Raw genomic sequence first — 14,219 nt, forward strand, 5'->3', positions numbered from 1 at the left:
CGCGTCCGGCCAGGCCCAGGGCGTGGACTGGGACCGCATCCGCATGGACTTCCCGCTGCTGACGCGGGCGGTCAACGACAAGCCGCTGATCTACTTCGACAACGCCAACACCGCGCAGAAGCCGGTGGAAGTGATCGCCGCGGTGGACGGCTTCTACCGCCGCCAGAACGCCAACGTCAGCCGCGCCGTGCACGCGCTGGGCACCGAGGCGACCGACGCCTACGAGGGCGCGCGTAAGACGCTGGCGCGCTTCCTGGGCGTGCGCGGCGACGAGTTGATCCTGTGCAGCGGCACCACCTTCGCGCTCAACCTGGTGGCGTATTCCTGGGCGCTGCCCACGCTCAAGGCCGGCGATGTGATCCTGGTCTCGCGCATGGAGCACCACGCCAACATCGTGCCGTGGCAGCTGATCGCCCAGCGCACCGGCGCGACGATCCAGGTGGCCGAGATCCTGCCCGATGGACAGCTGGACCTGGACGCGCTGTACAAGGCCATGACCCCGCAGGTGAAGCTGCTGGCGGTGGCCCACGTGTCCAACGTGCTGGGCACGGTCAACCCGGTGCGCGAGATCTGCAAGGCCGCGCGCAAGGTCGGGATCGTCACGGTGGTGGACGGCTCGCAGGCCGCGCCGCACATGCCGCTGGATGTGGCCTCGATCGGCTGCGACTTCTACGCGGTCACCGGCCACAAGATCTGCGGCCCCACCGGCACCGGCGCGCTGTGGGCGCGCCGGGAGCTGCTGGAGGCCATGCCGCCCTTCATCGGCGGCGGCGAGATGATCAAGGAGGTCAGCTTCGAGAAGACCACCTTCAACGAGGTGCCGCACAAGTTCGAGGCCGGCACGCCCAACATCGCCGGCTTCGTCGGCCTGGGCGCGGCGCTGGACTATCTCGACGGCGTCGGCATGGCCGCGATCCGCGCGCGCGAGGCGCAGCTGCTGGCGCATCTGACCGAGGAGCTGCAGCGCATCGAAGGGCTGCGCATCTTCGGCACCGCGCCGGACAAGGCCGCGGTGGTGTCGTTCCTGATCGACGGCGCCCACGCGCACGACCTGGCCACGCTGCTCGACCTGGAAGGCGTCGCCGTGCGCTCGGGCCAGCACTGCGCCCATCCGCTGCTGCAGTACTTTGGCGTCGCGGCCACGCTGCGCGCCTCGCTGGCCTTCTACAACACCCACGAGGAGATCGAAGCCTTCGTGGCCGCGCTGAAGAAGGCCCGCACGCTGCTGGGGTGACTGTGGGAGCAACTGTCTCCTCGAATCTCGCAGCGGCCTGCCTGTAGAGCGGAGCTTGTGGCACTCCCCTTTTGCTGACTCCGCTGCGCTTCGTTCGGTGCGTGGGGAAGGCCCCAGCGGAGCGAGCTCCGCTCTACAGGTGGGAGCCGCCATGGCGGCGAGTGGCTCTACCGGTAAAGCCTCATCGCCGCCATGGCGGCTCCCACGAAGCCGCCGGCCTTTTACAATGGGCCGATGACCACACTGACCTTCCGCAACGCCACCCTGGACGACATCGAGGCGATCACCGCACTGGTGACCTCGGCCTATCGCGGGCAGGCCAGCCGCGCCGGCTGGACCACCGAAGCCGACCTGCTCGACGGCCAGCGCATCGACCGGGACGTGCTGGCCCACGACCTCAGCCGCGCCGACAGCCGCGTGCTGCTGGCCTATCACGACGACGAGCTGGTCGCCTGCGCGCACGTGGCCCGCGAGGGCGGTGCCGGCTATTTCGGCATGTTCTCGGTGCGCCCCACCCTGCAGGGCGCCGGCATCGGCAAGGACGTGATGGTCGAGGCCGAACGTATCGCCCGCGAGGAACTGGGCGTGGAGGTGATGCGCATGAGCGTGATCGATGTGCGCCAGAGCCTGATCGCCTTCTACGAGCGCCGCGGCTACGTGCGCACCGGCACCTTCAAGCCCTTCCCGTACGGCGATGCGCGCTTCGGCACGCCGCTGCGCGACGACCTGCGCTTCGAGGTGCTGGAGAAGTCCCTTGTCTAGGAGCCGGCCGTGAGCGAGACCTGGACCTTCGTCTGCGCCACCGAGGAGCTGCTGCCGGGCGAGATGCGCAGCGGCTTCGACGAGGTCACCGGCACGCCGATCGTGGTGTTCAACCTGGACGGCGACCTCTACGCGCTGGAGGACCGCTGCAGCCATGCCGAATTCGAGCTTTCGGCGGCGGGCACCTTCGACGCCGAGACCGGCAGCATCGAGTGCGTGCTGCACGGCGCGCGCTTCGATATCCGCGAAGGCGTGCCGCTGTGCGGGCCGGCCTATGCGCCGGTGCCCAAGTTCCCGGTCAAGGTCGAACACGGCGGCGTGTGGTCGCGCGACGATCGCGACTGACCGCTCCAGGGTTCCGCACCGTACCGGGCCGGCCATGCGCCGGCCTTTTCATTGCACCGTGATGCAGGCCCCGCGTTTCGCCGGCCTGCACCGAAGCCGATCACCGCTCCCGCAGACGCGCGACCACCGCCACCATGAGGATCGCAACGACGGCGATGCCGGTGGCGACATAGCCGATGCTGCCCAGCCCCCATTGCGGGATCACCAGTCCGCCGATGACCGCGCCCAGCCCGGTCCCGGCGTTGGCGGCCGAGACGTTCAAGGTGCCGGCCAGCGCCTGTGCATGCGACGCGGACTGCATCACCCGCACCTGGCAGATGGGGAATAGCGCGGTGTAGGCGATGCCCCACAGCGCGAGCGCGCCTGCCAGCAGCCCAGCGGAGCCCGCCAGCGGCACGCTGGCCGCCATGCCTACGCCGAGCAGCAGCGCGAAGGCCGCGGTCGCGCCCAGCGGACTGCGATCGACCAGGCGCCCGCCCAGCCAGTTGCCGAGCAGGCCGATCGCGCCGAAGCCCATCAGCCACCAGCCCACGTGCGCCGGCGCCACCCCGGCGATGCGCTCCAGCAGATCGGCCAGATAGGTGTAGGCGGTGAACATCGCCGTGAACACGACGACCGACAGCACGACGTTGGCGACGAAGAACGGGTCCTTGAGGATGCGGGTCTGTTCGGCCAGGCGCAGCCGTTCGGGCCTGGCCACCCTCGGCATGAAGACGGTCAGGGCCAAGGCCATCAGCAGCGACAGCCCGGCCAGGATCCAGAAGGTGCCGCGCCAGCCGATCGCATCGGCGGCAAGCGTGCCCAGCGGAATCCCGAACAGCAGCGCGGCGGAGATGCCCAGATACACCTGCGACACGGCACGGCCCGCGCGTTGCGGCCCGACGATCTGTCCGGCCGTCTCGCTGGCCGTGCCCCAGAACACCGGCAGCGCCAGCGCCGGAATGAACCGCGCCACCGCCAGCACCCACACATTGGGCGCGATCGCCGCCAGGGCATTGGACGCCGCGAAGATCAGCAGGATGACGACGAACAGCCGCTTGCGTTCGACATGCGAGAGCAGCGCGGTCAGCACCGGGCCGAACAGCATCACCGTGAAGGCGAACAGCGTCACGAGCTGACCGGCGGCGGAAATCGAGATCTCCAGGTCGCGGGCGAGCGCCGGCAGCAGCCCGACGATCAGGTACTCGGTGGTGACGATGACGAAGGCGGCCACCGCGAGGATGACGATCGACAGACCGCCGCGACCGGCCGGGACGGCCGCGTTCGGCGCGGACAGGGAAGACATGGAGATGAGGCTCCGGGTACCAGACGTGGGCCTGCCAGCTTATTGGCGAACCAGATTCCAATCCCGGATCATTTTTCAACCTAATATTGACTAAATTTCCATAATCCGGGCACGGCAGATGATTCCTTCCGAGCGCCTCAAGGGCATCGAAGCCTTCGTTGCGACCGCCGACGCAGGCAGCTTCACCGCGGCCGCCGAGCGTTTGAACCTGACCAATTCGGCCGTCAGCAAGAGCGTGGCGCGCCTGGAAGACCGGCTGGGCAGCCGCCTGTTCGAGCGCACCACGCGCCGGCTGGCGCTGACGGACGCCGGCACGGCGTTCTATCGCACCTGCGTGCGCGTGCTCGCCGACCTGGAGGAGGCAGAAGCCGTCCTGGCGGCCCAGCGCCATGAGCCGGTGGGCCGCCTGCGGCTGGATGCGCCGGCGGCGTTCGGCCGGCTGCAGGTCTGGCCGCTGCTGCTGCGGTTCGCGCAGCAGCATCCGCACCTGCGCCCGCATGTCTCGTTGACCGACCGCTTCGTCGATCTGCTGGAGGAAGGCATCGACGTCGCGGTCCGCATCGGCGGTCCGGACCACTGGCCGGCGTCGCTGGGGCACCGCTACCTCGGCAGCGAGCGCCTGATCTTCTGCGCCTCGCCCGAGTACCTGGCGCGCAGCGGGGCGCCGGCGTCGCTGGCGGACCTGTCCCGCCACGACACGGTGCTGTACGGCAAGGCCGACGGCTCCACCAGCCCCTGGCTGATCGCGCTCGACGCCGGCGCGGTCGAGCGACGGACCATGGAAGGCCGGATCGTCGTGGGCAGCGGCGAGGCCCAGGTCGCCGCGGTCAAGGCCGGCTGCGGCATCGCGCAGCTGGCGACCTGGCTGGTGCGCGAGGACCTGGCCTCCGGCGCGCTGGTGCCGATCCTGCAGGATTACACGACCGACGGCCTCCCGCTGAATCTGGTCTGGCCAGTCGGCCGGCAGTTGCTGCCCAAGGTGCACACCATCCTGGACGTGCTCGCCTCGGAGCTGCGGATCGCCTAATCGCGCGCTGCGTCTCGACTGCTTCGCGCGGGGGGAGGCAGCTCACACGCACGACAAGCCGAGCTGAACGGTTGTGAATACAAATCGTTCTCATTACAATCACGACCCGTTAAGGACTGCGTGCCCGGCCTCGCCCGGGCCGCCTTCCGCCTCACGCGATGCCCTCGCTCCCCGGTTGGTCTTGGGGGCCTGGTCGCGTGTGGCCCCGCACTCCCGTCAGCCGTCGCCAATGGGGGAACCAATCTTCACTTCATTGGAAGCACCGCTGACATGTCGCACATCCGTTCCCGCAAGCACCTCCCGGGCGCCCGCCCGCTGACCGCCGCCGCCCTGGCCACCTCGCTGGCGCTGGCCCTGCCGGGCACCGCCCTGGCGACCGACGGGATCGACGCGCCGGGCGCGTCCGCCGACCAGCAGCGCGACCACGACCGGGACGAGCACGATGGCCAGCGCCATCACCGCGGCGACGCGCGCACCCTGGACAAGATCGACGTGCACGGCTCGCGCATCCAGGCCAAGGCCGTGGCCTCGCCCAAGTTCACCCAGCCGCTGCAGGACACGCCGCAGACCATCCAGGTGATCACCAGCGACCTGTTCAACCAGCAGGGCGCCACCACCCTGACCGAGGCGCTGCGCAACTCGCCCGGCGTGGGCGCGTTCTATGCCGGCGAAAACGGCAGCACCAACACCGGCGACGCCATCTACATGCGCGGCTTCGACAGCTCCAGCAGCATCTTCGTCGACGGCGTGCGCGACCTGGGTTCGATCTCGCGCGATGTGTTCAACATCGATCAGATCGAGGTCGAGAAGGGACCGGCGGGCACCGACAACGGCCGCAGCGCGCCGACCGGCGCGATCAACATGGTCAGCAAGCGCGCCACCCTGCACGATGCGGTCTCCGGCACGCTCTCCGGCGGCACCGACGATCAGCGCCGCGGCACGGCCGACTGGAGCCAGACGCTGGCCGGCGGCCTGGCGCTGCGCCTCAACGCGATGTGGCAGGACAGCGATGTGCCCGGCCGCGACCACGTGGAGAACAAGCGCTGGGGCCTGGCGCCCTCGCTGGGCTTCAACCTGGACGGCGCCACGCGCGCATGGTTGAACCTGTACTACGTCAAGCAGGAGAACGTGCCGGACGGCTTCGTGCCGACCATCGGCCTACCGGGCTGGACGCCGCAGCCGGGCCTGGCGCAGCTGGCCGGCCACCCGGTCGATCCGGAGAACTTCTACGGCACGCGCCTGGACCACGACGATGTGGAAGCCAAGCAGGCGACCTTCATCCTCGAGCACGACTTCTCCGACACGCTCAAGCTGACCAACACCGCGCGCTGGGGCGAGACGACGCAGGACTACCTGCTCAGCGCCTTCATGACCACCGGCGGCACGGCGGCCAATCCCCTGGCCGGCAACGTCAAGTGGACCAATCCGGGCGACCTGTCCACCTACACGGTCGCGCGCAGCCTGCCGACCTTCAAGGACCAGCGCAACAAGATCATCACCGACCAGCTCAATCTGCGCGCGGACTTCGCCACCGGCGCGATCGTGCACAACCTGAGCACCGGCCTGGAGCTGACCCGCGAGGAGCAGTTCAACCGCAACTTCGGCACCACCGGCAGCCTGCCGGCGGCCAACCTCTACGACCCGGACTGGAATGCCGTCGGCACGCTGGCCTGGTACCACAACGGCACCGGCAGCTACGGCAAGACCGACACCGCCTCGGTGTACGCCTTCGACACGCTCAAGTTCGGCGAGAACTTCCTGCTGACCGGCGGCGTGCGCTTGGATCATTACAAGACCGAGTACCAGGCCAGCGCCATCTGCAACAACGGCACCGGCCGCAACGCGGTGCCGTGCAACGGCGCGCCGGTCGGCAGCGGCGTGACCACCGTGGACACCGACACCAGCGATACGCTGTTCAACTGGAAGCTCGGCGCGGTCTACAAGGCCGGCGATGCGGTCAGCCTGTACGCCAACTGGGCGCTGTCCCAGCAGCCGCCGGGCGGGGCCAACTTCGCCCTGGCCGCGGCCGACGGCGCGGCCAACAGCATCAATGCCGATCCGCAGAAGGCCAGGACCTTCGAGGTCGGCACCAAGTGGGCCGTGCTGGACAACCTGGCGCTGAACCTGGCGCTGTTCCAGACCGATGTGACCAACGAGATCAATGCCAACGTGCTGGACGAGTTCGGGCATCCGACCCAGACCGGCGAGAAGAAGGTCAAGGGCGTTGAGCTCTCGGCGGTGGGCAATATCACCGACAACTGGAGCGTCTCGGCCGGCTACACCTCCATGTCGACCAAGGTCACCGAGGGCCCGTCGATCAGCGCCGACGGCACGCCCAACCTGAGCTACACCCCGGACGACGCCTTCACCAGCTGGACCAGCTATCGCTTTCCGTTCGGCCTCACCATCGGCGGCGGCGTGCGCTACTCGGGCCAGATGCACCGCGGCAGCGACGGCGCGGTGGGCACGCCCAAGTACGCCAAGTCCTACACGGTGTACGACGCGGTGGTGTCCTACGACCTCTCGCGCAACTTCAGCCTGCGCCTGAACGGCTACAACCTGTTCGACAAGGACTACGTGGCGGCGATCAACAAGAGCGGCTACCGCTACACTCCCGGCACGCCGCGCACCTTCCTGCTCAGCGCGGACTTCCGCTTCTGACGGGCCGGGCCTGACGCCGCTGGTCTGATGGCACAAGACCGCCGGGCGACCGGCACTCCAGCACGGGAAGGCACGCCTTCCCGTGCGTCGTTTTAGGGAACCCTTCCATGCTGCTGCACATCCCGCAGATTCTCGATGCCGATCAGGTCCGCCACATGCGGCAGGCCCTGGAAGCGGCCGAGTGGACCGACGGCCGCGAGACCGTCGGCGCGCAGGGCGCGAAGGTCAAACGCAACCAGCAGCTGCCCGACGCCTCGCCGCTGCGCGAGCAGCTGGGCCAGCAGGTGCTGGCCGCCCTGGAGCGCAATGCGCTGTACTTCGCCGCCGCCCTGCCCCTGCGCACGCTGCCGCCGCGCTTCAACCGCTACACCGGTGGCGGGGAGTACGGCTTCCACGTCGATGGTTCGGTGATGGCCGTGGACCGCCCGGGGCAGCCGCGCCAGCAGGTGCGCTCGGACCTGTCGTGCACGCTGTTCCTGTGCGAGCCGGACGAGTACGACGGCGGCGAACTGATCATCAGCGACACCTACGGCGAGCACGAGGTCAAGCTGCCGGCCGGCGACCTGATCCTGTATCCCTCCAGCAGCCTGCACAAGGTCACCCCGGTCACGCGCGGCGCGCGGCTGGCCTCGTTCTTCTGGGTGCAGAGCATGGTGCGCGACGAAGGCCGGCGCCGGCTGCTGCTGGAGATGGACACCGCCATCCAGCGGCTGACCGCCAGCGGCGGCGATGCGCAGGCGATCGTGCAGCTGACCGGCGTGTATCACAACCTGCTGCGCGGCTGGGCCGAGGTCTGAGTGGACTGCACGCTGGCCGGAAGGTCATCGAGGCGGCGCGGGATTTAATTGAGACCGATTCTCATTCGTGGTGTAATGCCGCGCGCATTTCGTCTCTCCCGCTGCAACGGAACATCCCCACTTGGCCCAGGCCGCCGACCCGCTCTCCACGCAGCAACGCCGCGGCTTCTGGCTGCGCACGCTGCATCAGTGGCACTGGATCAGTTCGGCGATCTGCCTGATCGGCATGCTGCTGTTCGCCGCCACCGGCATCACGCTCAACCACGCGGCCAGCATCGAGGCCAAGCCGCAGATCGTGCATCGCAGCGCCACCCTGCCGCCGGCGCTGCGCCAGGCCCTGGGCACGCGCGAGGACGGCAATGCGCCGCTGCCGCGCGTGGTCGGCGACTGGATCGAAGGCGAGCTGGACATCAGCCTGTCCGGGCGCCAGGGCGAGTGGTCGGCCGATGAGGTCTATGTCTCCCTGCCGCGCCCCGGCGGCGATGCCTGGCTCAGCCTGGACCGCGCCAGCGGCGCGATCGAATACGAATCCACGCGCCGCGGCTGGATCTCGCTGTTCAACGACCTGCACAAGGGCCGCAACGCGGGCACGGCCTGGAGCTGGTTCCTGGATCTGTTCGCGGTGGCCTGTCTGGTGTTCTGCATCACCGGCCTGCTGTTGCTGCAGCTGCATGCCGGCCAGCGCCGCATGACCTGGCCGATGGTCGGCTTAGGGCTGGTGGTGCCGCTGCTGCTGGCGCTGATCTTCATTCACTGACCTTTCCCCACAGGACTTGCGTGCCATGACCAAGACCGTCCCGATCACCCTGACCTTCGCGCTCAGCGGCCTGCTGACCGTGCCGGCGTCCGCCGCCACCATGCAGGTCAAGGTCGAGATCCCCAAGCTCAACGTCGCCGAGTACCACCGCCCCTACGTGGCGGTGTACGTGGAAGGCGCCGACGGCAAGGCCGCGACCAACCTGGCGGTCTGGTACCAGAACACCGACACCAAGGAAGGCCACGGCACCAAGTGGCTGCCCGACCTGCGCCAGTGGTGGCGCAAGTCCGGCCGCAGCCTGGACCTGCCGATCGACGGCGTGACCGGCCCGACCCGCCCGGCCGGCGTGCAGACGCTGGACTTCGCCGGCGGCAGCCCGCAGCTGTCCGGCCTCGCTCCGGGCAGCTACACGCTGGTGGTCGAGGCCGCACGCGAAGTCGGCGGCCGCGAGCTGCTCAAGATCCCTTTCACCTGGCCGGCCACCGCCGCGCAGTCGGGCAAGGCGCAGGGCGCCTCCGAACTGGGCGCGGTGTCGCTGACGATCAAGCCCTGACCCCCGATCCGCCGTCGTTCTTCGCACACGCAACCGGAGCATCCCGCATGAAGCGTTCCCTGACCCTGGCGCTGGCCCTGGCCGCCGCCGTCACCTCCTTCTCCGCCGCCGCGCACAAGCAGTGGCTGCTGCCCTCGGGCACGACCTTCTCGGGCAGCGATCCGTGGGTGAGCGTGGATGCGGCGGTGTCCAACGACCTGTTCTATTTCGAACACGTGCCGATGCGCCTGGACGATCTAGTGATCACCGCGCCGGACGGCTCGACCGTCAAGCCGGAGAACGCCTCCACCGGCAAGTACCGCAGCGTGTTCGACGTGGAGCTCAAGCAGGAGGGCACCTATCGCATCGCCTCGGTCAGCAGCGGGCTGTTCGCCAGCTACGAGACCGCCGATGGCGAGCGCAAGCGCTGGCGCGGCGACGCGGCCAAGTTCGCCGCCGAGGTGCCGAAGAACGCCAAGAACCTGCAGGTCTCGCAGATGGCCTCGCGCGTGGAGACCTTCGTCACCCATGGCGCCCCCACCGCCACCGCGCTCAAGCCCAGCGGCGTGGGCCTGGAACTGGTGCCGGTGACCGCGCCCAGCGACTTGGTCGCCGGCGAGGCGGCCAGCTTCAAGCTGGTGCTGGACGGCAAGCCGGCGCCGAACGTGGAGGTCACCGTGATCCGCGGCGGCACCCGCTATCGCAATGCGCAGGAAGAGATCAAGGCCAGGACCGACGCGCAGGGCGCCTTCTCCGTGACCTGGCCGGACGCGGGCATGTACTGGCTCAACGCCAGCAGCGAGGACGACAAGACCTCGCTGCCGCAGGCCAAGCAGCGCCGCCTCAACTACGTGGCCACGCTGGAAGTGATGCCGCAGTAAGCCGCGATGGGCGCATGGCGCGGATGCGCCTGCGCCCTGTCTGTCCCGAGCTCCCGCCTTCGCATGGTTGCCGTCGTCGCCACTCCCCTCGAACTGGCCCGCCTGGGTGGACAGACCATGGGCACGACCTGGTCGGCGCGCGTGGTGGTCGCGGCCGGCGCCGACCTGCATCGCCTGCACGATGCGCTGCAGGCGCAGCTGGACCGCGTGGTCGCGCAGATGAGTACCTGGGAGACGGGCTCGGACCTGAGCCGCTTCAACCGCGCCGCGGCCGGGACCTGGCATACGCTGCCGGCCGATTTCGCCACGGTGATGGAGGCGGCGCTGCGCATCGCACGCGCCAGCGATGGCGCCTTCGATCCGGCCTGCGGCGCGCTGGTCCAGGCCTGGGGATTCGGCGCCGGAGCAGGCCTGCCTGGCCGCCCCGCCGATCGCGCCCTGCAGCAGGTGCGCCAGCGCCCCGGCTGGCGCGACCTGGAATGGCGCGCGCAGGGGGCGCAGCTGCTGCAGCCCGGCGGCGCGCAGCTGGACCTGTCGGCCATCGCCAAGGGCTATGCGGTCGATCTGCTGCTGGACACGCTGCACGCGCGCGGCCTGCGCGATGCGCTGGTGGAAGTCGGCGGCGAGCTCGCCGGCCGCGGTCGCAAGCCCGATGGCACGCCCTGGCGCGTGCTGGTCGAGACCGGTGCCGACGAGGACGGCGGCCTGCCGCCGCGCGTGCTGGCGCTCAAGGCCTGTGCGGTGGCGACCTCGGGCGATCGCTGGCACCGCTTCGAACAGGACGGCACGCGCTATTCGCACACCCTCGACCCGCGCCGCGGCCGTCCGGTCGAACAGGCCGCGGCCGCGGTCAGCGTGCTGGCCGCCACGGCGATGGAGGCCGACGCCTGGGCCACCGCGCTGACGGTGATGGGATGGGAGGCAGGACTGGCGTTCGCGCGTGCGCATGGGTTGGCGGCGCGCTTCGTGGTGCGCGGCGCGCAGGGCGCCAGCGAGCACACGACGCCGCAGTTCGAGGCCGCGCTGGCGGCATGAGCGCACTGCCGCGTCCTGCGATCCCGCGCGCCGCCTGGGGCAATGCTCTGGTGCTCGCAGCTCTGGCGGCGCTGGCGGCGGCGCTGTTCGCCTGGCAGCCGGGCACCTGGTGGCCGGGCGCGCCGCGTCCGTCGCGCTGGCTCTGGGCCGGTGCCAGCCTGGCCGCGTATGCCGGCTTCACCGGCTGGATCCTGTGGCGCACGCGGCGCACGCCGGCCACGCCGGCCAGCGCCATCGGCACCGACACGGTGCTCGTCGCATATGCGAGTCAGACAGGCTTCGCGCTGCAGTTGGCGCAGCGCACCGCGCAGTCGCTGGAGCAGGCCGGCACGCCGGTGCACCTGCTCGACCTGGCCGCGCTGGATGGCGCGCGGCTGGCCCGCTACCGGCGCGCGCTGTTCGTGGTCAGCACCACCGGCGAAGGCGATCCGCCGGAGCCGGCGCTGGGCTTCGTGCGCGACGTGCTGGCGCGGCCGGCCGCCCTGGCAGACCTGCAGTACGCCGTGCTGGCTTTGGGCGATGCGACCTATGCGCAGTTCTGCGCCTTCGGCCGGCAGCTGGATGCGTGGCTGCGCACGCATGGCGCACGGCCGCTGTTCGACCGGGTCGAGGTCGACAACGCCGACCAGGCGTCGCTGCGCCACTGGCAGCATCACCTCTCGCTGCTGACCGGCGATGCGGACCTGCGCGACTGGAGCGCGCCGCGTTACCAGGCCTGGACCCTGACCGAGCGCGCGTTGCGCAACCCCGGCAGCGTCGGCGGTCCGGTCTATCACCTGGCCCTGACGCCGCCAGAGGCGATGCCGGACTGGCAGGCCGGCGACCTGGTCGAGATCGGCCCCCGCCATGCACCGGCGACGGTCGCGGCCTGGCTGCAGGCGCACGGCGTGGACGGCGGCACGAAGGTGCGCGTGGACGATCAGGACACCGCCTTGGCCGACGTGCTCGCCTCGCGCCAGCTGCCCGACAGCGTGCAGGCCGGGACCGGCCCGCAGGCGCTGATCGAGACGCTGGCGCCGCTGCCGCACCGCGAGTACTCCATCGCCTCGCTGCCCACCGACGGCGCGCTGCACCTGCTGCTGCGCCGCATGCAGCGCCCCGACGGCAGCCCGGGCCTGGCCAGCGGCTGGCTATGCGATCACGCCCCGATCGGCGCACCGATCGCGCTGCGGCTGCGCGCCAATCCCAACTTCCATCCACCCGCGGCGGACGTGCCGCTGATCCTGATCGGCAACGGCACCGGCATCGCCGGCCTGCGCGCGCTGCTCAAGGCCCGCATCGCGCAGGGCGCGCGCCGCAACTGGCTGCTGTTCGGCGAGCGCCAGCGCGACCACGACCTGCATTACCGCGAGGATCTGGTGGTCTGGCAGGACGATGGCTGGCTCGAGCGGATGGACCTAGCGTTCTCGCGCGACCCGGGCGGACACCATTACGTGCAGGACGCGCTGCGGGCCGCGGGGGAGCCCCTGCAGGCCTGGGTGCGCGACGGCGCGGCGCTCTACATCTGCGGCAGCCTGGACGGCATGGCCCCGGGCGTGGACGCGGTGCTGCGCGAGGTGTTGGGCGATGAGACGTTCGAGTCGCTGCGCCTGCAGGGACGCTATCGCCGCGACGTCTACTGAGAATCGTCGGAGGCGTCGCGCGTGGTGAACTTCACCGCGATCAGCTCGCCGCCGCCCTCCAGCGCATAGCGCGTGCGGCCCGGCGCGCCATACAGCAGCGCGCTGTCGCCGCTCCACAGCGGCGGAAGGCCGCTGGCCGCATCGAAACGCGCCTGCCCGCCGATCAGGTGGATCGCCCAATGCGTTCGCGCATCGGCGAAGAACAGCATCGGCCCGACCAGCGGCCGCAGCAGCAGCTCGGCCTGCAGCGCCTCCGGGCGCCACATCAGGTTGAAGTCGTGCGTGGGCCCGTCGAGCAGCTCGCCACGCACGCCGCGTGCGCCGCTGAAGCGCAGCCGGTCGTGCGGCGGATGCAGGGTGACCTGCTCACCGTCCTCGAAGCACAGCCGCAGCCCCTGACCACGCAGCAGCACCAGCTCGCGTTCGATGCCGGGAAACGGCGAGAACGGCGCGTCGCGCTCGATCTCGGCGATGGACAGGCGCCAGTCCCAGTCCTGATCGTCGCGCCCGCCGGTGGCGATCTGGCGCGTCCAGCCGAGCTGATTGCGCCAGCGTTCGCGGCGGTACTCGTTGGCGGGGATGACGCGACTGGTCGGCATGGCCGCAGGGAGCGTGGACGGGGCGCCAGTCTAGAGCGTGCGCTGCCTTGGGATTGCAGGCACTGGCCTTTTCGGCACGCAGAAAAGGAAACCGCCCGGGTGCGTGCGGCGCACCCGGGCGGCGGTACATCCCTGTCGGCATCGTGCCCAGCTTGCTGGCGTCCTGCCCTGCCCTCGTCAACGGGCTACGTCCTTGTCGGCGTCCATGCCTGCCACGCAGCGTCCTGCCCGTCAGACCGAAGCGATGCATCCGGCACCGCTTCGCCCCGTGACCATGCTTGCCTTCTAGCGGCGGGTGACCGGCTTGGCCGGTGCAGCCGCGGCGGAAGGCCTCTTCGGTGCGGCCGCCGAGCGACCCACCTCGATCCGATCGCGATTCTTCTCCACCGTCTTCAGGCCGATGCCCTTGACCATCGCCAGCTCCTCGGCGCTCTTGAACGGGCCGTTGGCCTTGCGGTAGTCGACGATGGCCTGCGCCTTGCTGGCGCCCACGTTCAACAGCGTGGCGTCCAGGGCGGCCGCATCGGCCGTGTTGATGTTGACGCGGCTTTCGGCGGCGAAGGCGCCGGCCGACAAGGCCAGCGACAGGATCAGCGATTTGATCAGGATCGAAACGGGTTTCATGGCGACACTCCTTGTGCGATGAGGATGGTTGTGCCGGGGCGGTTCCCTACGCCTTACC

The 14,219-nt window shown here is 70.0% G+C and carries 14 protein-coding genes; 11 read left to right on the plus strand and 3 right to left on the minus strand.

The window, feature by feature from the left end:
* Positions 1-43: 43 nt before the first annotated feature.
* The 3 genes from EAT51_RS14625 to EAT51_RS14635 all read left to right on the plus strand — a co-directional run bounded on the left by EAT51_RS14625 (position 44) and on the right by EAT51_RS14635 (position 2,341).
* A complete protein-coding gene (locus EAT51_RS14625; protein WP_228257957.1) occupies positions 44-1,234 on the plus strand; it encodes a cysteine desulfurase in 1,191 nt (396 codons plus the stop codon).
* Positions 1,235-1,468: 234 nt separating this feature from the next.
* On the plus strand, positions 1,469-1,996 hold the full coding sequence (locus EAT51_RS14630) for a GNAT family N-acetyltransferase (protein WP_130520931.1): 528 nt from the start codon (positions 1,469-1,471) through the stop codon (positions 1,994-1,996).
* Positions 1,997-2,005: 9 nt separating this feature from the next.
* Positions 2,006-2,341 (plus strand): non-heme iron oxygenase ferredoxin subunit, encoded by a 336-nt coding sequence (locus tag EAT51_RS14635; RefSeq protein ID WP_130520933.1) that lies wholly within the window; start codon positions 2,006-2,008, stop codon positions 2,339-2,341.
* Between the two features lie 100 nt (positions 2,342-2,441).
* Here EAT51_RS14635 and EAT51_RS14640 read toward each other — a convergent pair whose 3' ends face one another.
* The gene (locus EAT51_RS14640; protein ID WP_130520934.1) at positions 2,442-3,626 is read right to left on the minus strand and encodes an MFS transporter; all 1,185 of its coding nucleotides are present in this window, start codon (positions 3,624-3,626) and stop codon (positions 2,442-2,444) included.
* A 118-nt stretch (positions 3,627-3,744) separates the two neighbouring features.
* On the opposite strand from EAT51_RS14640, the gene EAT51_RS14645 reads away from it, so the two are divergent.
* The 8 genes from EAT51_RS14645 to EAT51_RS14680 all read left to right on the plus strand — a co-directional run bounded on the left by EAT51_RS14645 (position 3,745) and on the right by EAT51_RS14680 (position 12,938).
* Positions 3,745-4,653, plus strand: a complete 909-nt coding sequence (locus EAT51_RS14645) for a LysR family transcriptional regulator (protein ID WP_130520936.1) — start codon at positions 3,745-3,747, stop codon at positions 4,651-4,653.
* Positions 4,654-4,923: 270 nt separating this feature from the next.
* Positions 4,924-7,314, plus strand: a complete 2,391-nt coding sequence (locus EAT51_RS14650) for a catecholate siderophore receptor Fiu (RefSeq protein ID WP_130520938.1) — start codon at positions 4,924-4,926, stop codon at positions 7,312-7,314.
* Positions 7,315-7,421: 107 nt separating this feature from the next.
* Positions 7,422-8,111, plus strand: a complete 690-nt coding sequence (locus tag EAT51_RS14655; protein WP_130520940.1) for a Fe2+-dependent dioxygenase — start codon at positions 7,422-7,424, stop codon at positions 8,109-8,111.
* 121 nt (positions 8,112-8,232) lie between these two features.
* Positions 8,233-8,868, plus strand: a complete 636-nt coding sequence (locus EAT51_RS14660; protein ID WP_130520942.1) for a PepSY-associated TM helix domain-containing protein — start codon at positions 8,233-8,235, stop codon at positions 8,866-8,868.
* Between the two features lie 25 nt (positions 8,869-8,893).
* Positions 8,894-9,421: a DUF2271 domain-containing protein gene (locus EAT51_RS14665; protein ID WP_130520944.1), complete on the plus strand. Its 528-nt coding sequence runs from the start codon at positions 8,894-8,896 to the stop codon at positions 9,419-9,421.
* Positions 9,422-9,468: 47 nt separating this feature from the next.
* Complete coding sequence (locus EAT51_RS14670) at positions 9,469-10,281, plus strand: DUF4198 domain-containing protein (protein ID WP_130520946.1); 813 nt, start codon at positions 9,469-9,471, stop codon at positions 10,279-10,281.
* 63 nt (positions 10,282-10,344) lie between these two features.
* Entirely contained in the window at positions 10,345-11,316 is a 972-nt protein-coding gene (locus EAT51_RS14675; RefSeq protein WP_130520948.1) for an FAD:protein FMN transferase, read from the plus strand.
* A complete protein-coding gene (locus EAT51_RS14680; RefSeq protein WP_130561778.1) occupies positions 11,313-12,938 on the plus strand; it encodes a sulfite reductase subunit alpha in 1,626 nt (541 codons plus the stop codon). Before EAT51_RS14675 ends, EAT51_RS14680 begins: the two co-directional genes overlap by 4 nt.
* On the opposite strand, the gene EAT51_RS14685 is transcribed toward EAT51_RS14680, so the two are convergent.
* Positions 12,932-13,537: a HutD/Ves family protein gene (locus EAT51_RS14685; protein WP_130561779.1), complete on the minus strand. Its 606-nt coding sequence runs from the start codon at positions 13,535-13,537 to the stop codon at positions 12,932-12,934. The two genes, EAT51_RS14680 and EAT51_RS14685, sit on opposite strands and share 7 nt — an antisense overlap.
* Before the next feature lie 285 nt (positions 13,538-13,822).
* The gene (locus tag EAT51_RS14690) at positions 13,823-14,161 is read right to left on the minus strand and encodes a ComEA family DNA-binding protein (protein WP_130522970.1); all 339 of its coding nucleotides are present in this window, start codon (positions 14,159-14,161) and stop codon (positions 13,823-13,825) included.
* Between the last annotated feature and the right edge of the window lie 58 nt (positions 14,162-14,219).

Origin of the sequence: Pseudoxanthomonas winnipegensis (assembly GCF_004283755.1) — a bacterium.
Taxonomy (GTDB): domain Bacteria; phylum Pseudomonadota; class Gammaproteobacteria; order Xanthomonadales; family Xanthomonadaceae; genus Pseudoxanthomonas_A; species Pseudoxanthomonas_A winnipegensis.

Excerpts from the sequence above, each read along its gene's own strand:
- EAT51_RS14690 (WP_130522970.1), bottom strand. The coding sequence starts at position 14,161 with ATGAAACCCGTTTCGATCCTGATCAAATCGCTGATCCTGTCGCTGGCC.
- EAT51_RS14645 (WP_130520936.1), top strand. The coding sequence starts at position 3,745 with ATGATTCCTTCCGAGCGCCTCAAGGGCATCGAAGCCTTCGTTGCGACC.
- EAT51_RS14650 (WP_130520938.1), top strand. The coding sequence starts at position 4,924 with ATGTCGCACATCCGTTCCCGCAAGCACCTCCCGGGCGCCCGCCCGCTG.
- EAT51_RS14665 (WP_130520944.1), top strand. The coding sequence starts at position 8,894 with ATGACCAAGACCGTCCCGATCACCCTGACCTTCGCGCTCAGCGGCCTG.
- EAT51_RS14680 (WP_130561778.1), top strand. The coding sequence starts at position 11,313 with ATGAGCGCACTGCCGCGTCCTGCGATCCCGCGCGCCGCCTGGGGCAAT.
- EAT51_RS14675 (WP_130520948.1), top strand. The coding sequence starts at position 10,345 with ATGGTTGCCGTCGTCGCCACTCCCCTCGAACTGGCCCGCCTGGGTGGA.
- EAT51_RS14670 (WP_130520946.1), top strand. The coding sequence starts at position 9,469 with ATGAAGCGTTCCCTGACCCTGGCGCTGGCCCTGGCCGCCGCCGTCACC.
- EAT51_RS14630 (WP_130520931.1), top strand. The coding sequence starts at position 1,469 with ATGACCACACTGACCTTCCGCAACGCCACCCTGGACGACATCGAGGCG.
- EAT51_RS14655 (WP_130520940.1), top strand. The coding sequence starts at position 7,422 with ATGCTGCTGCACATCCCGCAGATTCTCGATGCCGATCAGGTCCGCCAC.
- EAT51_RS14685 (WP_130561779.1), bottom strand. The coding sequence starts at position 13,537 with ATGCCGACCAGTCGCGTCATCCCCGCCAACGAGTACCGCCGCGAACGC.
- EAT51_RS14625 (WP_228257957.1), top strand. The coding sequence starts at position 44 with ATGGACTTCCCGCTGCTGACGCGGGCGGTCAACGACAAGCCGCTGATC.
- EAT51_RS14640 (WP_130520934.1), bottom strand. The coding sequence starts at position 3,626 with ATGTCTTCCCTGTCCGCGCCGAACGCGGCCGTCCCGGCCGGTCGCGGC.